Raw genomic sequence first — 21,397 nt, 5'->3', positions numbered from 1 at the left:
CTCTGGCAAGTTTCCGTTACTTGCACTCCTGATCTGGCCTTCCCCCACTGTAAAAGTGGGGGGATGTTTTTCTAAATCCTTTGTTACTTCACTCCCTTTCTGCTGCGATCCAAATCTTTCAACAACAGATTGATATGCTCATTGCTGAACATCTCCTCCAGCGATACCCTCAACTTACGCCGCCAGTTTGGGTATTCTGTATTCGTTCCCGGCACGTTAACCGGCGTATTCATATCAAGCCAGTCTTCGGGCTGCAGGCCCAGCAACGCACTGGAACTGATAGCCAGATAACGCTGTAACCCTCTATTTAAGGTCTCATTCATCTCCATTTTCTCGGCGTGTTTACCGAATTTTTTAGGAACACAGTGATGAAGATGAAGCGCATCCAGCAGCGATTGCCGGGTTTTGGCACGATCCAGCCGCAAATCGGCCAACACTGAGGCATCGGGATAAATCCCCAGTTTCTCACCCAATGTCAAATCATCCCCCTGCCAGTAACCGCGCAGCGTTGGGAGGTCGTGCGTCGTTACAGTCGCCATCGCCTGCACGACATACTTTTCAGGGGCCAGATAAACCCGCTGTTTGTCGTGTTCGAAATACAGCACCTTGTACGAATACACCCCGCTGTCCCGCAGGCTGGCAACAATCTCTTTCGGCACCGTGCCGAGATCTTCGCCTATCACCATGCACTGATGACGATGGCTTTCCAGCGCCAACACTCCTAAAAGATCACTCAGGGGGTAACTGACATAGGCTCCCGCTGCGGCGGTTTTATCTTTTGGTATCCACCACAGGCGCAATAGCCCCATAACGTGGTCGATACGCAGCGCACCGCAATCACTCATATTGGCGCGCAGTAAATCAATAAACGGCTGATAGGCCCGGCTACGCATGACGTTTGGGTCCATGGCCGGTAATCCCCAGTTCTGCCCCTGCGGCCCTAACACATCCGGCGGCGCGCCTACAGTTGCGCCAAGGCAATAAAGTGCGCGATTACACCAGGTTTCCGCACCGCCCTCCGCCACGCCCACGGCCAAATCACGATACAGCCCGATGGGCATTTTGAGCTCCAGACTGGCTTGATAAGACTCGGCAAACTGGGTATGTGCCAGCCATTGCAGCCACAGGTAAAATTCCACCTGATGATGATATTCCGTGCAAAATTCCTTGACCCGAGAGGACTGGGGATCGCGATAAGCCTTGGGCCAGACCGGCCAGCCCCAAAGACTGTCATCCATCTTTCGTAGATGCACATGCAGCGCATCGAACACCGCCTGTTGTCGCAGGCTTTCCCCGCCAAGTAATACAAAGTCCTGGAAATCACGCTTACGCGGGCTGGCATCGGCTATGTTGGAAAATTCTGCCCACGCTAGTTGCAAGCCTTTGATTTTAAGGTCCATGACTTTTTCGTAATCGACATTTTCGACGCTGCGCACTTTTTCCAGCGCCCGCCGGGTTGCTGCACTTTTCCACCAGCGCTGTGCTTCTTTACTGCGACTAAATTCTTCAATCGCATTGACGTCAATGTAGGTGACATTGAGCCAGCGGCGAGACGAGGGGCTATACGGACTAGCACTGGAAGGATTAGCGGGATACAGCGCGTGAATCGGGTTAAGGCCGATAAATGCCCCACCGCGCTCCCCCAACTGTTTAACCATCTGTTTTAAATCGCCAAAATCACCCACGCCCCAGTTATTATCCGAGCGCAGCGTGTAAAGCTGCACGCAGGCGCCCCAAAGCTTTTCATCATTAATTAAAGCCTCAGGCTCATAGCAGCGAACAGGAGTAATAATCACCCGGCAGTGCCAGATTTCTTTTTTCCAGCTCAGCGTCAGCTGGTGATAGCCTAAAACCAGATTGCCACCCAGCTCGAGCCGTTCACCAAAGGTGCCTTCTCCCGCTTCACTGTCACCATTTTCCAGCGTGAGTTGCCACTGGTAAATGCCCTTGCCGCGCGGCTCCAGGCTTATCGGCTCACCGGTTTTAAACACTTTTACCGACGGTAACGGACCGGTATCTGGCACCTGTTCGTCGCGCCCCATCGCTTCCAGCAAAGCCAGCTTGGTCTCGTCAGAAACGGTTTGCTCTTCATCGACCATATTAATAAAGCTGTCAAGAATCCCGGCCCGCTTTGCCGCCAGTTCGAGTTCATCACCCCGCATGCCTGCTCCTTAGCGTTTAGCTTGCCAAATACGCTGCTGATAATCGCGAATGGACCGGTCAGCGCTAAACATACCCACGCGCGCCGTATTGAGGATGGTTTTTCGTGTCCATTCATCGCGATCGCGATAAAGCTGGTCGACTTTTGCCTGCGCTTCGCAATACTCGGCAAAATCAGCCAGAACCAGATACGGATCGCCCCCTTCCAGCAGGCTTGTCAGCATCGGTTCGAAGGCCTTTTTATCACCATTGCTATAGAAACCGCTGGCCAGCTCGTCCAGTATCGCCTTGAGATGCTTATCTTTTTTAACTATCGTTTTCGGCTTGTATCCCTTCTTCAATATCGCCTTAACCTGATCGACGGTATTACCGAAAATAAAGATATTGTCTTCACCCACTTGCTCGGCGATTTCGACGTTTGCGCCGTCCAGCGTGCCCACGGTGAGCGCGCCGTTAAGCGCCAGCTTCATATTGCCAGTGCCGGAGGCTTCTTTACCGGCGGTAGAAATCTGCTCAGACACATCCGCCGCCGGAATCATCAGCTCGGCAACAGAAACCCGATAATCGGGTATAAACACCACTTTGATACGATCGGCCACCAACGGATCGTTGTTGATCTTCTTCGCTACCTGATTGATAGCAAAGATAATATTTTTTGCCAGATAATAGCCCGGTGCCGCTTTTGCACCGAACAGGAACACGCGTGGCACGATATCAAGTTTAGGGTTGCTACGGACCTGGTGATAAAGGTAAATGATGTACAGCAACGCAAGATGTTGCCGCTTGTACTCGTGCAGGCGCTTGATTTGCACATCAAAAATGGCGTCGGGATTAATGACGATGCCAGTATGAAGCTTGACGTATTCAGCCAGCCGCAGCTTGTTGTCATGCTTGATCTTTCGATAGCGTTTACAGAATTTTTTATCTTTTAGGCTGGCTTCCAACCCTTTTAACGCATCTAAATCGGTAACCCATTCAGTTTTCAGCGTTTCATCGATTAAAGCTGAAAGCTCGGGATTACATTGCTTAAGCCAACGGCGGGGAGTAATGCCGTTAGTCACATTATGGAATTTTTCCGGCCACAGCTGGTGATATTCAGGGAAAAGGTCTTTTACTACCAGATCCGAATGCAGCGCCGCTACGCCGTTTACCGCAAAACCAGCTACTACGCATAAGTTGGCCATGCGCACTTGCTTATCGTGATGTACGGCCAGTTTGGCCCATACCGCTTCGTTTCCTGGCCAGTGCTGATCGACAAGTTTCTTAAAGTTGGCGTTAATTTGCTTAATAATGACGAAATGTCGCGGCAACAGGCTGCGCACCAGCTTTTCGTTCCAGGTTTCCAACGCTTCAGGCATCAGGGTATGGTTGGTATAAGCGAAAGTGCGGCTGGTGATGTGCCACGCATCGTCCCAACTGAGCTGATGTTCATCAATCAGTACGCGCAGCATTTCAGGAATACCAATGGTCGGATGGGTGTCGTTGAGCTGAACCACCTCGTAGTCCGGAAGTTCATGGATATTTCGTCCAAGAAAATGATGGCGGCGTAAAATGTCGGCCACCGAGCACGCACACTGGAAGTATTGCTGCATTAGACGCAGCCGCTTGCCTTCGTCATGGTTATCATTGGGATAAAGCACTTTAGTCAGCTTGGCTGCATCGATGCCCTGCTGTTCGGCGAGCAAAAATTTCCCGTCGTTAAATTTTTCCAAATCGAAAGGCTGCGGGTGAGTCGCCTCCCACAGTCGCAGCGGCTGAGTCACGCCATTTCGATAGCCGATAACCGGTAGATCCCAGGCTTCGCCGCGTAAGATAAAATCGGGTTTCCAATAGGATTTACCGCTTTCATTTTTGATAATTTTGCCGCCAATACCGACATCTACCCCCAGCGCGCTGTTATGCCGAAACCAAGGATAGGCATTGCGCTGCCAGTCGTCCGGGGCTTCATGCTGCCTGCCATCGACAAAACTCTGACGAAAGAGACCATATTGGTAGTTTAGGCCGTAACCGATAGCAGGTTGCCCCACGGAGGCCATCGCATCGAGATAACAGGCCGCCAACCTTCCCAGCCCGCCATTGCCTAGCGCCGGGTCAATTTCCTCTTCAAGCAGGTCCGTAAGATTGATGTCATATCTTTCCAATGTTTTGGAAACCTGATCGTACCAACCCAGATTAATCAAATTATTGCCCGTGAGGCGGCCAACCAGAAACTCCATCGAAATATAGTTAACGTGTCGTTTAACTTTTTTACTCGCCTTACCGCTGTCTGGGCGAGGGGGTAATTGTTCAGCCAGTGCGGCACTGACCGCATGCCACCATTGATGCCGGGTCATATCGCCAGCGGATGTCAGTCCAAAAGCCTGCCATTGACGGGTTAAAGCCGCCACAAAACTGTCCTGCTTAAATATCGGTTTGGGCATAGGGCAATCTCTATCCTTGGTGAGCATATTCAAAACGAATGGCGAAAACAGGTAGGTAAGCACCTATTATTTATAAACCCATTAGCGGAAATTTGTTTACAATAGAGGCGAATATTTTTAACTGACGGTAACCGTCATCACGAGGCTAGAAGCAGCATGGAACAGTTTGAAGCAATCAGCGTTGAGCAGGCCCACAACCGCCTGAAAGAGGGTGGCGCAGTGATGGTTGATATCCGTGACATTCAGAGCTTTAACAACGCTCATGCTCTGGGAGCTTTCCATTTAAGCAACGAAAGCATCGGCGCATTCATGCAGCAGACCGAATCGACCACTCCAGTGATGGTGATGTGTTATCACGGCATCAGCAGCCGCAGTGCAGCTCAGTATCTATTAACTCAGGGGTTTGATGCGGTCTATAGCGTGGACGGCGGATTTGATGCCTGGTCTAAAGCGTTCCCACAGGACGTAGAGGCCTAATATTCGTTTAAGAATTCCTTTACTCGGGCTGCTTTTATTGAAATATCAGCGATTTTCATTAGCAGCCCAAGTTAATAAATAACGAATTATAAAACTATTCCATTGGGACTCGTTACTGTTCTGCGCGCTTTTCTCTTTAATTTGAGGAAGTGGACTTCAAACAGATAATACGACAATGTTGACACTAAATAAGTGAATAGCAAGGCAATAATAAAAAATATTAAGCTATGATTATCTACACCGAATTTTCTGCCAATCACCGTGATGGCAAAAAAACAGGCCAGGTGCCACATATAAAGCCCGTAACTTATTTTCCCCGTATAAACCAGAAATTTGTTTTCCAACACGCGCGCCAATGGATTGGAGATTGCATGTTTATCCCAATGATAAACATAGAAGATAATAGCGGTGAAAACCATTGCCATCGAGGTTGGAAGATAACCGCATTTTCCCACCCAACCGGAGGGTAACCAGAATGCGCTCAGGCCTGTGGTTATGACAGCATAGGCAGACAACGCAATACCTGCGAGCAACATCCAGAAGGCAACACGAGGTGCAGACTTATAGTCTTTAATTTTGGCAAACAGAGCCCCAAGAATTAAAGCGTCAGTGCAGCTTAATAATGTCGCATTGAACATATAAGGATTATTACCGGATGCATGATAAATAAAAGATCGCGCCAATAAAGAAAATATAATGAGTGGAATAAAGACTTTAACCATAACTCTTTCTTTCAGGAAGAAAATTGCCAATGGCCACAGCCAATAAAACTGCTCCTCTGCGGCCAATGACCATGTCTGGATAACAAACCCTGGCGTGGTGCCGGTTATGCCAATATATAAATTTTGCAGGTAGAGGATAAACCAGATGTAGCCTGCAGCAGATTGGCCAGTAGCTTTCAGGAAAAGATAATTTACTAATAAATAGGCATAGAAAAGTGGAAATATTCTTAACAGTCTATTCAGTAAAAAGCCTCCTAGATATTCTTTAAAAGGCTGCTGTTTCTGTTCAAGTAAAATACCTGTAATTAAGAAGCCTGACAGACAAAAGAAAAGCGGCACGCCAACCCAACCCAAAGAGAACCCGGGAATTTCCAAATGAAAAAGCATAACGATAATCACGGCAAACCCGCGAACACCATCGAGGGTACGAATATGTTTCATAATGGGTGCTCTTTAATTAAATAGATGCGTTAAATTTTCGAATTAAAAACATATCGCAGCAATTTAATTTAATCAAACCTCTGGATTTCTTTAAACTTATTCCGATTACTCTTAAAATTTACAACCAAATAAAAATAAGCGCATGATATTCAAGGTAAATAAATAAATTAAAAAATCCATTAGATACTTTAAACTAATTACATGAATATTCTCTCCAAAGCAGCATTGACATACACAATATCAGAGCATTAGGAATTTTAATTACCGTCAATCATTAACCAATTTAATTAATTAGATAAATCACGTAATTTTCATCTATTACAAATCGTTATTTAAGACGAATATAGCTTATGAGCTCATAAAACGATCTAAAATTAATTGGCATAAAATCCTATTTATCTGAAAATTTAGCTAAGCCGAGCAGTTAAATTCAGACTTTAACTATCCCATTACCCGATTTTTCAAGTCTTCACTGGAACATTTATAGTCACTTATCTGGCATACACCGAAGGCCGCTGACGTTATAATCAACCAAGTGCAGAAGGGGGTAAAATCCATTTGCGCTTTAGGGTATGATATTCACATAAAATCAAATGATTACAGGGCTAGCTGAACATTATGATAAGAGTTTTAAGCCTGTCTAACCCCCGCATGGCGCAGGCATTTGTCGATTACATGGCAACACACCACACCCCCTTGCAGGTGAAACACGAGGGGCAGGAAGTCCAAATCTGGCTTGAGGATGATTCTAAACTCGACTTTGTCGAAGCCGAGCTGGCAATGTTTATCAAGGATCCTTTAAACCCGCGTTATCAGGCCGCAAGTTGGCATACCGGAAGTACTCAAACCAAACTGAACTACGAACACTATTCTTACTGGCAGCGGATCCGCAGTCAGGCTGGTCCGCTGACTATGGCGGTTATTTTTATCTGCATTGCAGTCTTTATCCTGCAGCAGATTTACGGTGACCAAACCGTAATGGCCTGGCTGTCCTGGCCTGCCGACCGCAGCCAGTATTTTGAGCTATGGCGCTGGTTTACTCCGGCATTTCTGCATTTCTCACTGCTGCACATTCTCTTTAACCTGATGTGGTGGTGGTATCTTGGCGGTCCGGTTGAAAAACTTCTCGGCAGCGGGAAGCTGTTCACCATCGCGCTGATTTCTGCTTTGCTCAGCGGTTGGGGCCAATCTATTTTCAGCGGTATTTTGTTTGGTGGCCTCTCGGGCGTGGTCTACGCGCTAATGGGCTACGTCTGGCTGACCGGCGAATTAAAACCCGAAAAGGGCCTCGCCCTGCCGCGTGGGCTAATGATTTTTTCTGTTGCCTGGCTGGTGTTGGGATACTTTAATGTGATGGGCCTCGCAATCGCCAATGCCGCTCATGTTTTTGGTCTGGTCGTGGGACTTATCATGGCCTTTTGCGATACGCGCACACCGCGCGAAAAACGCACTTAGGGGAATTAGGTGAAACAAACACAACGACATAACGCCATTGTCGAACTGGTGCGCCAGCAAAGCTATGTCAGCACGGAAGAGCTGGTCGAGCATTTTGCCGTCAGCCCGCAAACGATTCGTCGTGACCTCAACGATTTGGCCGAGCAGAATAAAATTCATCGCCACCACGGCGGTGCTGCTCTGCCTTCCAGCTCAGTCAATGCCGCGTACACCGACCGAAAAGTCATGTGGTCAGATCAAAAAGCGCGCATTGCTGCCCGCGTTGCCTCGCAAATCCCTGACGGCTCAACGCTTTTTATCGATATTGGGACCACTCCGGAAGCGGTGGCTCATGCCCTGCTCGACCATCAAGACTTGCGTATTGTTACCAATAATCTCAACGTCGCAACGCTGCTGAGCCCAAAAGAAGATTTCCGCATTTTGCTGGCTGGCGGTGAAGTTCGCAGCCGTGACGGTGGCATTATGGGCGAAGCGACGCTAGATTTTATCTCTCAGTTTCGTCTCGACTACGGCATTCTGGGGATTAGCGGCATTGATATGGACGGTTCGTTGCTCGAATTCGACTATCATGAGGCGCGAATCAAGCGTGCAATAATTGAAAACTCGCGCAATGTGATGTTGGTTACCGACCATTCCAAATTCGGTCGTAACGCCATGGTAAACCTTGGCAATATGAGCCTGATCGATTACATGTTTACCGATCAGAAACCGCCAGAAAGCGTGATGGCGCTGATCAGCAAGTATGAAGTTCAGCTAGAACTCTGCTAATAATCTGCCGGGAAACCTTCTCCGCTTCCCGGCGTTATAATCAATCCCAGCCCTAAAACTGCGTTCATATTCACTTTCCGCCATCCTTACCTCTCCTCTAAACGCGCAATAACGAAAAATCAGATGAGCTTTTACCCGCGATTTGCTGTATCCCCCTTTAATTCAGGTTAAAAATGTTACCTGCATCACGCATGAATGTTTTTATTTGGTTAACTCTTGGCTTGTTTGTTGGTTATCGATTACACTAATGAGCGAAAACGAACATTAAAGAGCTATTGCGAACATTTGGAGGAAGATGACGTGGAAACCAAAGACTTGATCGTAATCGGTGGCGGCATCAACGGCGCCGGTATCGCAGCAGATGCGGCTGGCCGTGGGCTGTCTGTCTTGCTGCTTGAAGCGCAAGACTTGGCTTGCGCGACCTCTTCGGCCAGTACTAAACTCATCCATGGCGGTTTGCGCTATCTTGAGCATTACGAATTCCGTCTGGTCAGCGAAGCGCTGGCTGAACGTGAAGTTCTGCTGAAATTAGCGCCGCACATCGCCTTCCCTATGCGTTTCCGCCTGCCGCATCAGCCACATCTGCGCCCAGCCTGGATGATCCGCATCGGTTTGTTTATGTACGACCATTTGGGTAAACGCACCAGTCTGCAAGGCAGTAACAGCCTGAAATTTGGCGAAAATTCCGTGCTGAAGCCTGAGATTACTCGCGGTTTCGAATATTCTGACTGCTGGGTCGATGATGCTCGTCTGGTGGTACTGAATGCTCAGGAAGTCGAAGAGCGCGGCGGTGAAATTCGTACTCGCACCCGTGTTAATCGCGCATGGCGCGAAAACGGTCTGTGGATGGTTGAAGCGCAGGAAATTGATACCGGCAAGACCTTTACCTTCCGGGCCAAAGGTTTGGTCAACGCCGCGGGTCCGTGGGTCAAACAGCTGTTTGATGACGGCCTGAAGCTGAAATCGCCTTATGGTATTCGCCTGATTAAAGGCAGCCATATTGTGGTGCCACGCGTGCATACCGAACAGCAGTCTTATATCCTGCAAAACGAAGACAACCGAATTGCCTTCGTGATTCCGTGGATGGATGAATTTTCGATTATCGGTACCACTGACGTGGAATATCACGGCGACCCGAAAAGCGTCAAAATCGACGACGAAGAAGTCGACTATTTGCTGAAAATTTACAACAGCTACTTTAAAAAGCAGCTGACCAAAGAAGACATTGTCTGGACCTATTCTGGCGTGCGTCCGCTGTGTGATGACGAATCGGACTCTGCCCAGAAGATCACTCGCGACTACACTTTGGACGTGCATGACGAACAGGGTAAGGCTCCACTGCTGTCTATTTTCGGCGGCAAGTTGACCACCTATCGTAAACTGGCCGAACACGCGATGGAGAAACTGTCGAAATATTACCCTAACGCCGGTCCTGCCTGGACCAAAAATGGCGTTCTGCCGGGCGGTAACATCAACGGTGATCGCGACGGCTACGCCATTGAACTGCGCCGTCGTTACAGCTGGCTCTCAGAGTCTCTGGCGCTTCGTTATGCTCGCACCTACGGCAGCCAGACCGATCTGATCCTTGAAGGATCGACCGGAATTGCTTCGCTGGGTGAAAATTTCGGTCATGAACTGTATGAGGCCGAGCTACGCTATCTGGTTGAGAAAGAGTGGGTTGTCGAGCTGGATGATGCAATTTGGCGTCGTACCAAGCTGGGGATGTGGCTCACCAAGCCTGAGCAGGCGCGTGTGGCCGAATGGCTGAAAAATAACGCGCAGCAGCGTAAAGGCCTGTCACTGGCGTCATAAGATTCGATTTCTGGAAAAAAGGGGCTTCTAAAAAGCCCCTATCCCTTCATCAAAGCTTCACCGGCTTAATATTCCAAATTTTCTCCGCATATTCACTGATTGTTCGGTCTGACGAGAAATATCCCATGTTGGCAATATTCAGCAGCGCCCGGCGTGACCATTCGTCCTGCTGTTGATACAGCTCGTCGACCTTATCTTGCGTATCGACATAGCTGCGATAATCCGCCAGCAGCTGATAGTGATCGCCAAGGTTAACCAGGCTATCGAACAGGTTGTGATAACGGCGCGGATCGGTCGGACTGAAAACTCCGGTGGCAATCTGCGTCAGGACTTTGTGCAGCTCTGGGTCATTATCGTAATAATCATGCGGGTTGTAGCCATTTTGCCGCAGCGCTTCAACCTCCGGCGTGGTGTTGCCAAAGATAAAGATATTCTCCTCGCCGACGTGCTCCAGCATCTCGACGTTGGCACCGTCAAGCGTACCAATGGTCAGCGCTCCGTTGAGGGCAAACTTCATGTTACTGGTGCCCGACGCCTCAGTGCCCGCCAGTGAAATTTGCTCGGAAAGATCGGCCGCCGGAATAATCAGCTGAGCCAGACTGACGCTGTAGTTCGGAATAAACACCACTTTCAGCTTATGCTGGGTGCGCGGATCGTTGTTGATCACCGTCGCCACGTCGTTGATCAAATGAATGATCTGCTTGGCGGCATAATATGCAGAGGCGGCTTTACCGGCGAAGATCACCGTGCGCGGCACAAAATTAGCCTCGGGATCGTCAATAATCCGGTTATAGCGGGTAATCACGTGCAGCACGTTCAGCAATTGGCGTTTGTACTCGTGAATACGCTTGATCTGCACGTCGAACAGGCTGTGAGGATCGATAACCACCTCAAGTTTCTCGCCAACATAAGCGGCCAGACGTTTTTTATTTTCGTACTTGGCTTTCTGCAATGCTTTCAGGAAACTCGGATAGTCAATGTCCTGCTTCAGCTCCGCCAGCTGGCTGAGATCGGTGCGCCAAGTGTGGCCAATCGCGTCATCGAGCAGCGCAGATAGTGGTTTGTTAGCCAGCCCAAGCCAGCGACGCGGCGTCACGCCGTTGGTCATATTGCAGAAGCGATCAGGATAGATCCTGGCGAAATCGGCAAACAGCGATTTGACCATCAAATCCGAATGCAGCGCCGAGACACCGTTGACTTTATGGCTGGCAATAACCGCCAACCACGCCATACGCACCTTGCGACCGTTGTTTTCATCAATGATCGACACGCGCGATTTCATTGCGTTGTCCCCTGGCAGCACCTCTTCAACATGATTGAGGAAGTGTTCATTGATTTCAAAAATGATCTGCAAATGACGCGGCAGGATCTTGCCGAGCATGTCTACCGGCCAGGTTTCCAGCGCCTCGGTCATCAGCGTGTGGTTAGTGTAAGAAAACACGCGACTTACCGTGTCCCACGCCGACAGCCAGCTGACCTTGTGATCGTCAATCAGCAGGCGCATCAACTCGGGGATCGACAGCACCGGGTGGGTGTCATTCAGGTGGATAGAGATTTTATCGGCCAGATTGTCGAAGGTTTTGTGGGTATTGTAATGGCGGACCAGAATGTCCTGCACCGTGGCGGAGACCAGGAAATATTCCTGACGCAAACGCAGCTCGCGGCCAGAATAGGTCGAGTCATCGGGATAGAGCACTCGCGACACGTTTTCTGAATGGTTTTTATCTTCTACCGCAGCAAAGTAATCGCCCTGATTAAACTTACCAAGATTAATTTCATTACTGGCCTGCGCGCCCCACAGCCTTAATGTATTGGTGGCATCGGTATCGAAACCGGGAATGACCTGATCGTAGGCGACCGCCACGACTTCTTCGGTTTCCAGCCAGCGTGTCTTGGAGCCTTCATGCTGCAAACGTCCGCCAAAGCGCACTTTGTAGCGAGTATTATAGCGCTGAAACTCCCACGGATTACCATATTCCAGCCAGTAGTCCGGCGACTCGCGCTGCTCACCGTTAACAATATTTTGCGCGAACATCCCGTATTCATAACGGATGCCGTAACCGCGCCCAGGTAGCGCCAGCGTAGCCAGTGAATCCAGGAAACAGGCTGCCAGACGCCCTAAACCGCCGTTGCCGAGGCCAGGGTCATTTTCCTCGCCAATCAACTCTTCCAGATCCAGGCCCATCTCGTCGAGTGCCTGTTTGATATCATCGTAAATTCCCATCGACAGCAGCGCATTGGATAACGTTCGGCCAATCAGGAACTCCATGGAAAGATAGTAAACCTGCCGCACATCCTGGGAAAGCTGATGCCGATTCGAACGCAGCCAGCGCTCGACCATGCGGTCGCGAACGGCAAATAGCGTGGCGTTCAGCCAGTCATGCTGGTTGGCAACGGAAGGGTCCTTCCCAAGAATAAACATTAGCTTATAAGCGATGGAATGCTTAAGTGCATCGACGCTGACAGTCGGCGAAGTATAGTTAATCGGTGAAGTCATAGCGTTACGTTCCCAATTATGTTTGTGGTTCAAAGCCGTTGATAAAGGCTCTTATAAGCCTGCGCAGCTACTTTCCAACCAAAATCAATTCCCATTGCATGATGCTGAACGTGCCGCCAATGTTTCGGACGACTCCACAGCACGAAGGCACGGCGGATCGCATTACTTAGCGACTTTCCGGTGCTTTCTTCAAATACAAATCCACTGGCTGTGCCATCGGCCAGGTTTTCCAGCGCACAATCAACAACGGTATCGGCGAGTCCCCCAGTGCGGCGCACCAGCGGCAAAGTGCCGTATTTCAAACCATAAAGTTGCGTTAATCCGCACGGCTCAAACCGGCTCGGCACCATGATGACGTCGGCACCGGCGATAATGCGGTGTGAAAAAGCTTCGTGATAACCCAGCTGAACGCCGACTTGTCCGGGATGGTCTGCCGCCGCGGCCAAAAACGCCTGTTGCAGCACAGCATCACCCGCGCCCAACACCGCCAGTTGCCCGCCTTGCTCGAGCAGCTCGGGTAATCCTTCGAGCACCAAATCCAGCCCTTTCTGGCTGGTCAGACGGCTCACCACGGCAAAAACCAGCCGCGAGTCGTCCACGTCAAGCCCCATGGCGCGTTGTAAATAAGCTTTGTTGATTGCCTTGGCGCGCAAGTCATCGGCGCTGTAACGCGCGGACAACAGCACGTCGGTTTTAGGTTCCCAAATGGCCTCGTCAACCCCGTTGAGGATCCCGGTCAGCTTGCCTTCGCTAAGCCGCTCAAGCAGCAGTGATTCCATGCCGTAACCAAATGCCGGTTGAGTGATCTCTTTGGCATAGGTCGGGCTGACCGTAGTGACGTGATCAGAATAGAACAGCCCGGCCTTGAGGAAGGAAATCTGCCCGTAAAATTCGAGGCCGCGCATCTGGAAAAACTCGGCTGGCAGCTGTAATTCGGCCAGATGCTGAGCAAAAAACAGCCCCTGAAACGCCAGGTTGTGAACAGTAAATACTGTTTTTGCCGGACGCCCGCGAGCAACAATGTAGGCCGAAGTTAAACCGGCATGCCAGTCGTGGGAATGAACCACTTCCGGCTTCCAATGAGGGTCAAGCCCACACGCCAGCTCGCAGGCGATCCAGCTCAACAGGCCAAACCGCAAATGGTTGTCTACATATGCGTTGGAGGACTGATCGTGATACGGGCTGCCGGGCCGGTTGTAGAGATAAGGAGTATCGATCAGATAGATCCCTACCCCGTTGTAGAGAGCAAAACGCAGGTCTACGTGGCCGGCGAAGGTGTCTATGGAGGCGACTAACTGCGTTTCACCCATGCCTTTTTTGACATCGGGAAAAGCAGGAATCAGCACTCGAACGTCATCCCCCTCGGCAATTTGCGCGGCGGGCAAAGCGCCGGCAACGTCAGCAAGACCGCCAGTTTTCAACAGAGGAAACAGCTCGGAACAAACATGTAAAACCTGCATTCTCGCTCCTGAATTTTCATCGCGCTACCTTCGTTGATTGGCGCGAACTGAAATAAGTGAATAATTCGATCTTGTCGCCAGCGCTATAATTTCGCCAGCATGCTGCGGGTCACTAGAACGATCCCGCTTTCCGACCGATAAAAACGCTTGCTGTCTTCCTCTGCATTCTCTCCAATCACCATGCCTTCCGGGATATGGCAAGCTCTGTCTATCACACACCGACGCAGACGGCAGGAGCGGCCGACGTTAACATCAGGTAATAGGATGCTTGAGTCGATATTGCAAAATGAATTAATGCGCACGCGCGGAAAAAGCACTGAATGTACAACTACCGATCCAGAAACAATACAGCCTCCCGAGACCAGCGAGTTCATGGTCATGCCATGACTTCCCGAACGGTCTTGCACAAATTTGGCAGGCGGCAGCGGTTCCATATGTGTGCGAATTGGCCAATTGGTGTCGTACATGTCCAGCTCCGGCGTCACCGAAGCCAGGTCCAGATTGGCGCGCCAGTAGGCGTCTATCGTGCCCACGTCGCGCCAATATGGCGGTAATTCATTGTTCGAGGTTACGCAGGACAGCTGGAAAGGATGCGCCCAGGCAACGCCCTGACGAGTAATTTTAGGGATCAGATCCTTACCAAAATCATGGCTCGATTCTTCACTGGCCATATCCTCTTCCAGTAAACTGAATAAATAGTCCGCATTAAAAATATAGACCCCCATGCTGGCCATTGCCTTGTCAGGTTGGCCGGGAATCGACGGCGGATTCTTGGGTTTCTCGAGAAATGACTTAATCTGGTAATTTTCAGCCACGTCCATGACGCCGAATTCGCTCGCCTCTTCCAGCGGAACTTCGAGACAGGCTACGGTACATTCGCCGCCTTTTTCGACGTGATCGATCAACATGCGCGAGTAATCCATCTTGTAAATATGGTCCCCGGCGAGGATAACCACGTATTCGGCGTTATAGCGGCGAATAATATCCAGATTCTGATAAACCGCATCAGCGGTACCTTTGTACCAGTTCTCGGTCATCTGGCGTTGCTGTGCCGGAAGCAGGTCGACAAACTCATTCATTTCTTCGTTTAGGAATGACCAGCCGCGCTGAATATGCTGCACCAGCGTGTGCGATTGATACTGCGTGATCACGCCGATCCGGCGGATCCCCGAGTTGAGGCAGTTCGACAGGGCAAAATCAATAATCCGAAACTTGCCGCCAAAATGAACTGCGGGTTTGGCTCGGGTGTTCGTGAGATCTTTTAGACGCGATCCCCTTCCACCGGCCAGGATCAGCGCTACCGATTTGAGAGGCAGTTGTCTCGCCAACATCATGCGGTCATTAAATTCTAATGTAGCCATAGCTGAACCCTTTCTGATGCCCTGCTAACCTTGGATCAATACGCAGAGTGTTTTTGCCGTTGCCCGCCAAGACGAGCCTTCCCTGACGTTTTGCTGTTCATTGCCAAAGGGCGCAACACACTGCCAGCGGCCTTCAGGTAATGCCATTTCGACGTCATTCAGTGATGAATTAACCACCAGTAACCAGCGGTCGGACAATAAAATTTGCAAACATTGCTGCCCGCCTTGTTCCCAGCCGGGTGTGGTCATCGGCTGCCCCCAGCGGTCTAGCCAATGCACATCTTCAGAAGTTCCCTGCCACCATTTGTCTCGCGTCAGTGCCGGAATTTTTTTGCGTAACGCGATCAGTGCCGCCACATAATCAGTCAGCCCGCTGTCGCCGTTCTGCCAGTCCAGCCAGCTGATTTCGTTATTCTGGCAATAGGCATTGTTATTGCCTTGCTGTGAATTACCGAATTCGTCACCCGCCAGCAGCATCGGCGTGCCCTGCGATAACAGCAGCGTTGCCAGCAGTGCTCTTTGGCTCAAACGCCGCTGCTGGCTAACGGCAGCGGAGGCGTTCAGGCCCTCTTCACCGTGGTTCTGGCTGTAGTTGTTATCGTGGCCGTCGCGGTTGTTCTCGCCGTTGCTCTCATTGTGCTTCTCGTTAAAACTTACTAAATCACGCAGCGTAAATCCGTCGTGCGCGGTCAGCATATTAATGGCTGAATAAGGCAAACGGCCCTCATGTTCAAACAGATCGTCAGAGGCCGAAAAACGAGTCGCGAACTGCCCCAGCGGCAGCGTGCCGTGCAGCCAGAATTTACGGATATCGTCACGCCAGCGATCGCTCCACTCGGCGAAAGGATAGGGAAAATTACCCACCTGATAACCGCCCGCACCAATGTCCCACGGCTCGGCAATCAGCTTGCAGTTGCTCAGCAGCGGATCGGCCTTGATCGCTCTGAACAGCGGTGAATCCACCAAATATTCCGGCGTGCGGCCCAGTAACGTTCCGAGATCAAAACGAAAACCGTCGATGTGGAAGCTTTTGACCCAGTAACGCAGGCTGTCGAGTGTCCAGGCAATAATATCCTCGTCAATCAAACGCATCGCGTTACCACAGCCGGTAAGATTGTTGTCGCTGCCGTCTTCGTTGAGCCAGTACCAGGCGCGATTGTCGAGACCGCGTAACGAGACCGTCGGCCCGCCCACGTCCAGCTCGGCGCTGTGGTTAAACACCACGTCGAGAATCACTTCAATGCCCGCCTGATGCAGCGCCATAATGGCGGTTTTAAATTCATCTATCGCGCTGACGCCGTTTTGGCCGCTGGCGTAATCCGGCTCCAAAGCACAGGGGCCTAACACGTTGTAACCCCAGTAATTACTCAAACCTAACCGCTGTAGCCTTGGCTCATCGGCGTGATGCTGTACCGGTAACAGTTCCAGTGCAGTTATGCCGAGCTTTTTAAAATAGGCCAGCATTACCGGATGACCCAGCGCGGCATAGGTTCCACGCAGCGCCTCGGGGATCTCGGGATGAAGCTGCGTCAAACCGCGCACGTGGGCCTCATAAATCACGGTTCTGCCCCAGGGAACAGCCGGAGAGACATCACGATGCCAGTCAAATTTATCGGCGGTAACCACCGATTTCGGCACTAGATCGGCACTGTCGCGCGTGTCGAGGATATCAATGCCGCCATTGAGACAAGGATCGTCTACCAGCGAGCCTTCCAACGCGTGCGCGCTGGGGTCTATCAGCAGCTTGTGTGCATTAAAACGATGGCCGGTGGCGGGATTAAACGGCCCGTGAACGCGATAGCCGTAGCGCTGGCCCACTTTTCCACCCGGCAAATAGCCGTGCCAGCGGTTGCCACTTCTGGCATGCAGCGGCAGGCGTTTTTCGTTGCCCTGTTCGTCAAACAGGCAAAGCTCAATCTTTTCAGCCTCGGCAGAAAACAGGCAAAAATTAATGCCATTTCCGTCGTAACTCGCTCCAAACGGTGCGGGCTTGCCGGGCTGAAGAGAGTTCATCAGCAATCCTCCCGGCGCAGATAAATGGTTGCCAGAGGAGGGATAACCAGCGAAACAGAGTGATCGCGCTGATGGCTCGGATAAGGATCAGTGTAGACCTCGCCGACGTTACCGACGTTGCTGCCGTGATAGTAATGGGCATCGGTGTTCAGCACTTCGCGATAACGCCCCGGGCGGCCGACGCCAATCCGATAGTTATAGCGCGGAACCGGCGTGAAGTTGCTGATAACAATGATCTCGTTGCCCTGATCATCGCGGCGGGCAAAGGCAAATATCGAATTTTCATGGTCATCGACCACCAGCCATTCAAAGCCGCGCGGGTTGAAGTCCAGCTCATACAGCGCAGACTGCTCGCGATAGGTGTGGTTGAGATCGCGCACCAGATGTTGCACACCGGCGTGCCAGCCGTTTTGGTCATCGAGCAGATGCCAGTCGAGACTTTGGTTAAAGTTCCATTCTCGGCCCTGTGCGAATTCACAGCCCATAAATAAAAGTTTCTTACCCGGATGCGCCCACATAAAACCGTAATATGCGCGCAGGTTGGCAAATTTCTGCCAGGCGTCGCCGGGCATTTTATCGATCAGCGAACCTTTGCCATGCACCACCTCATCGTGAGACAGCGGCAGCATAAAGTTCTCGCTGTAGGCATAAAGTACGCCGAAAGTGAGAAGATTATGGTGATATTTTCGGTGAACCGGATCGAGCTGCATATAGCGCAGCGTGTCGTTCATCCACCCCATGTTCCACTTGTAATGGAAGCCAAGACCGTTGGCGTCCGGCGGCATGGTGACGCCAGGATAATCGGTAGATTCTTCGGCCAGCGTAACCGCGCCGCCCAGCTCACGGCCAATGGTCTGATTGGTATAGCGCAGGAAGGAGATCGCCTCGAGGTTTTCGCGACCGCCAAAGTAATTGGGGATCCATTCCCCGGCTTTGCGGCTGTAATCGCGATAAATCATCGACGCCACTGCATCCACCCGCAGGCCATCGATACCATAGCGCTCAATCCAGTAAAAACCATTACCCGCCAGATAGTTGCGAACCTCATGACGGCCATAGTTGTAAATTAGCGTGTTCCAGTCCTGGTGATATCCTTCGCGGGGATCGGCGTATTCATACAGCGCGGTACCGTCAAACTTCGCCAGCCCGTAGGCATCACTCGGAAAGTGACCCGGCACCCAGTCGAGGATCACGTTTAGCCCGGCCGCGTGAGCCGCATCGACAAACGCCTTGAACTCGACGGGAGAACCATAGCGCCGTGTTGGGGCATACATGCCCAGCGGTTGGTAGCCCCAGCTGCCATCAAAAGGATGCTCGTTGATCGGCATCAGCTCGATGTGCGTGAAGCCCATCCATTTAACATACTGCACCAGCTGCTCGGCCAGTTCGCCGTAGCTTAGCCAGAAATTATCGTCGGTATGGCGACGCCAGGACCCGAGATGAACTTCATAAACCGAGACCGGCTGGTCAAAGGCGTTGGCTTTTTTACGCTGTGGGGAGAACTCGACCACGTCGGGGATTTTTCGTATCAGCGAGGCGGTTTCCGGACGCATCTGCGCCTCAAAGGCGTAAGGATCAGCCCGCAGACTCATGTGCCCGTAGCAGTCGATAATTTCAAACTTGTAAAGTTGGCCTTCGCGCGCGGCGGGGATAAACAGTTCCCAAATACCATTTTCGCGACGCAAACGCATAGGATGACGGCGTCCATCCCAGAAGTTAAACTCGCCAACCACGGAGATACGCGTGGCGTTGGGTGCCCAGACGGCAAAACTCACGCCCTCGACACCATCCAGCGTCATAGGGTGCGCGCCCAGCTTTTCATAGGGACGCATGTGCGTGCCTTCCGCCAACAGCCAGATATCCATATCCTGCAATAGCGTGCCAAAGCGGTAGGCATCATCAATGATATAGGTGTCATCGCCCCAGCGGACCTCAAGCTGGTAGCGGAAAAATTTTTTGCGGCGCGGCATCAGGCCGACAAAAAAGCCGCGTTCGTCATAGCGTCGCAGCTCCGCAACCCGACTCTGTTTCTGCGGGTCGATGACCCAAACCTGGTCGGCATCCGGTAAAAGAGCACGCACTTCCAAACCTGCGGCCACTTCGTGCATCCCTAGCAGTGAAAAGGGATCGGCATAGCGGCCGGAAAAAATTTGGTTAACGACGTGCTGATCGGGAAGTACTGGCATGGTGTTTCATCCTGTGATCAATTAATCAACAAACTCCAATAAACAACATTGTCTCGGCCCGAGCATTTTTTCCTTTAGCGTCGTGCTTTCATCCTGAAAATGGCCTATTTGCCAGATTTAATCCTTCAAGAATACCCATCTCCTCACTATGCGCAGAGTCAGCCAACAATATCCGTCTGTATTCACAAATTTTGAAAATACAGACAAATGCCATACTCAAAATCTTATTCTGCCCTTACTAAGCATAGCCAAAGCTTTCAAGGAGCAAGGTCTGAATTAAAAGAAATTTTTAGAAAAGATAACACGCTACAAAACGGTGATAAAACAGCCAATTTCACAGCAAAAAGAAAATAAAAAAGGGATACCAAATGGTATCCCTGAGATAACGTGCAAAGATGGATTACAGCAGAATACGCAGCATGCGGCGCAGTGGTTCTGCAGCGCCCCATAACAGCTGATCGCCCACGGTAAAAGCGGACAGATATTCAGGGCCCATGTTCAGCTTACGCAGACGGCCAACCGGGGTGTTCAACGTACCGGTGACGGCAGCCGGGGTCAGCTCACGCATCGACAGTTCACGATCGTTAGGAATAACGCGGACCCAGTCGTTGTGCGTCGCCAAAATCTGTTCGATTTCAGGGATAGACACGTCTTTTTTCAGTTTCAGAGTAAACGCCTGGCTGTGGCAGCGCAGCGCGCCGATGCGCACGCACAGGCCGTCAACCGGGATCACGCTGGAAGTTCGCAGGATTTTATTGGTCTCGGCCTGACCTTTCCACTCTTCTTTGGTCTGGCCATTTTCCAGCTGTTTATCGATCCACGGGATAAGACCACCGGCCAAAGGCACGCCGAAGTTGTCAGTCGGCAGAGTGCCGCTGCGAGTCAGTTCGGTAACCTTGCGCTCGATATCAAGAATAGCGGAAGCAGGATTTTGCAGCTCGTGAGCGACAGAGTTATGCAGCATGCCCATTTGGGTCAGCAGCTCGCGCATGTGACGCGCACCACCACCGGACGCCGCCTGATAGGTAGCAACCGATGCCCACTCAACCAGGTCGTTGGCAAACAGGCCGCCCAGCGACATCAGCATCAGACTGACGGTACAGTTACCGCCAACAAAAGTTTTGATGCCTTTATCAATACCTTCATGGATCACTGAGCTATTAACCGGATCCAGAATAATGATCGCGTCGTCTTTCATTCTTAAAGAAGAAGCGGCGTCGATCCAATAACCCTGCCAGCCGCTTTCACGCAGCTTTGGATAGATTTCATTGGTATAATCCCCGCCCTGACAGGTAATGATAATATCCAGCGCACTCAGCGCGTCGATATCAAAGGCGTCTTGCAGCGTGCCCTGATGGCCGCCAAATACTGGCGAAGCCTGGCCGTGCTGCGAAGTGGAGAAGAATACCGGACGAATGGCGTCAAAATCGCGCTCTTCTGTCATGCGTTGCATGAGCACAGAACCGACCATACCGCGCCAGCCGACGAAACCTACATTTTTCATAATAACTGTCCTGCCCTGAGGGTGATAACTGCATTGATTGCGCGTTTGCACCGTTTTGGCACAAATCACCCCTCGAAACGGGTGACAGTGCGGCTTGTTGCCCTGTTAGCGCGCGAGTGTA

The 21,397-nt window shown here is 51.1% G+C and carries 13 protein-coding genes; 4 read left to right on the top strand and 9 right to left on the bottom strand.

Translation table 11 applies throughout. The features are described from left to right. Positions 1 to 83: 83 nt before the first annotated feature. Positions 84 to 2,162, bottom strand: coding sequence for a 4-alpha-glucanotransferase (gene malQ, locus SPM24T3_RS05490; protein WP_009635722.1), 2,079 nt, complete (start codon positions 2,160 to 2,162; stop codon positions 84 to 86). Positions 2,163 to 2,171: 9 nt separating this feature from the next. Further along, entirely contained in the window at positions 2,172 to 4,580 is a 2,409-nt protein-coding gene (malP, locus tag SPM24T3_RS05485; RefSeq protein WP_009635721.1) for a maltodextrin phosphorylase, read from the bottom strand. 156 nt (positions 4,581 to 4,736) lie between these two features. On the opposite strand from malP, the gene glpE reads away from it, so the two are divergent. Then, a complete protein-coding gene (glpE, locus tag SPM24T3_RS05480) occupies positions 4,737 to 5,057 on the top strand; it encodes a thiosulfate sulfurtransferase GlpE (protein WP_009635720.1) in 321 nt (106 codons plus the stop codon). Between the two features lie 86 nt (positions 5,058 to 5,143). On the opposite strand, the gene SPM24T3_RS05475 is transcribed toward glpE, so the two are convergent. Then, positions 5,144 to 6,220: an acyltransferase gene (locus tag SPM24T3_RS05475; protein ID WP_009635719.1), complete on the bottom strand. Its 1,077-nt coding sequence runs from the start codon at positions 6,218 to 6,220 to the stop codon at positions 5,144 to 5,146. A 618-nt stretch (positions 6,221 to 6,838) separates the two neighbouring features. On the opposite strand from SPM24T3_RS05475, the gene glpG reads away from it, so the two are divergent. From glpG to glpD, 3 genes are all read left to right on the top strand, one after another. Beyond that, positions 6,839 to 7,675, top strand: coding sequence for a rhomboid family intramembrane serine protease GlpG (gene glpG, locus SPM24T3_RS25285; RefSeq protein WP_037377629.1), 837 nt, complete (start codon positions 6,839 to 6,841; stop codon positions 7,673 to 7,675). A gap of 9 nt (positions 7,676 to 7,684) precedes the next feature. Beyond that, complete coding sequence (locus SPM24T3_RS25280; RefSeq protein ID WP_009635717.1) at positions 7,685 to 8,443, top strand: DeoR/GlpR family transcriptional regulator; 759 nt, start codon at positions 7,685 to 7,687, stop codon at positions 8,441 to 8,443. A 300-nt stretch (positions 8,444 to 8,743) separates the two neighbouring features. Next, entirely contained in the window at positions 8,744 to 10,255 is a 1,512-nt protein-coding gene (gene glpD / locus SPM24T3_RS05460; RefSeq protein WP_009635716.1) for a glycerol-3-phosphate dehydrogenase, read from the top strand. Between the two features lie 49 nt (positions 10,256 to 10,304). Here the strand turns inward: glpD and glgP are convergent, their stop codons facing one another. The 6 genes from glgP to asd form a co-directional block, all read right to left on the bottom strand. Further along, positions 10,305 to 12,752 carry a glycogen phosphorylase gene (glgP, locus tag SPM24T3_RS05455; RefSeq protein WP_009635715.1) on the bottom strand — a complete coding sequence of 816 codons (2,448 nt, stop codon included), beginning with the start codon at positions 12,750 to 12,752 and terminating at the stop codon, positions 10,305 to 10,307. A 29-nt stretch (positions 12,753 to 12,781) separates the two neighbouring features. Continuing rightward, positions 12,782 to 14,212, bottom strand: coding sequence for a glycogen synthase GlgA (glgA, locus tag SPM24T3_RS05450; RefSeq protein ID WP_009635714.1), 1,431 nt, complete (start codon positions 14,210 to 14,212; stop codon positions 12,782 to 12,784). 83 nt (positions 14,213 to 14,295) lie between these two features. Continuing rightward, entirely contained in the window at positions 14,296 to 15,573 is a 1,278-nt protein-coding gene (glgC, locus tag SPM24T3_RS05445; protein ID WP_009635713.1) for a glucose-1-phosphate adenylyltransferase, read from the bottom strand. A 24-nt stretch (positions 15,574 to 15,597) separates the two neighbouring features. Further along, positions 15,598 to 17,586 carry a glycogen debranching protein GlgX gene (gene glgX, locus SPM24T3_RS05440; protein ID WP_009635712.1) on the bottom strand — a complete coding sequence of 663 codons (1,989 nt, stop codon included), beginning with the start codon at positions 17,584 to 17,586 and terminating at the stop codon, positions 15,598 to 15,600. Then, positions 17,586 to 19,772 (bottom strand): 1,4-alpha-glucan branching enzyme, encoded by a 2,187-nt coding sequence (glgB, locus tag SPM24T3_RS05435; RefSeq protein ID WP_009635711.1) that lies wholly within the window; start codon positions 19,770 to 19,772, stop codon positions 17,586 to 17,588. Before glgB ends, glgX begins: the two co-directional genes overlap by 1 nt. A 400-nt stretch (positions 19,773 to 20,172) precedes the next feature. Next, on the bottom strand, positions 20,173 to 21,276 hold the full coding sequence (asd, locus tag SPM24T3_RS05430) for an aspartate-semialdehyde dehydrogenase (RefSeq protein WP_009635710.1): 1,104 nt from the start codon (positions 21,274 to 21,276) through the stop codon (positions 20,173 to 20,175). Positions 21,277 to 21,397: the final 121 nt, after the last annotated feature.

Origin of the sequence: Serratia sp. M24T3 (genome assembly GCF_000257645.1) — a bacterium.
GTDB lineage: Bacteria > Pseudomonadota > Gammaproteobacteria > Enterobacterales > Enterobacteriaceae > Rouxiella.
Note: the sequence above shows the minus strand (reverse complement) of the source record. Positions and strands in the feature narration are given on the sequence as shown.

Coding starts and splice junctions, on each gene's coding strand:
- malQ (WP_009635722.1), bottom strand. CDS start 2,162: ATGCGGGGTGATGAACTCGAACTGGCGGCAAAGCGGGCCGGGATTCTT.
- malP (WP_009635721.1), bottom strand. CDS start 4,580: ATGCCCAAACCGATATTTAAGCAGGACAGTTTTGTGGCGGCTTTAACC.
- glpE (WP_009635720.1), top strand. CDS start 4,737: ATGGAACAGTTTGAAGCAATCAGCGTTGAGCAGGCCCACAACCGCCTG.
- SPM24T3_RS05475 (WP_009635719.1), bottom strand. CDS start 6,220: ATGAAACATATTCGTACCCTCGATGGTGTTCGCGGGTTTGCCGTGATT.
- glpG (WP_037377629.1), top strand. CDS start 6,839: ATGATAAGAGTTTTAAGCCTGTCTAACCCCCGCATGGCGCAGGCATTT.
- glgP (WP_009635715.1), bottom strand. CDS start 12,752: ATGACTTCACCGATTAACTATACTTCGCCGACTGTCAGCGTCGATGCA.
- glgA (WP_009635714.1), bottom strand. CDS start 14,212: ATGCAGGTTTTACATGTTTGTTCCGAGCTGTTTCCTCTGTTGAAAACT.
- glgC (WP_009635713.1), bottom strand. CDS start 15,573: ATGGCTACATTAGAATTTAATGACCGCATGATGTTGGCGAGACAACTG.
- glgX (WP_009635712.1), bottom strand. CDS start 17,586: ATGAACTCTCTTCAGCCCGGCAAGCCCGCACCGTTTGGAGCGAGTTAC.
- glgB (WP_009635711.1), bottom strand. CDS start 19,772: ATGCCAGTACTTCCCGATCAGCACGTCGTTAACCAAATTTTTTCCGGC.
- asd (WP_009635710.1), bottom strand. CDS start 21,276: ATGAAAAATGTAGGTTTCGTCGGCTGGCGCGGTATGGTCGGTTCTGTG.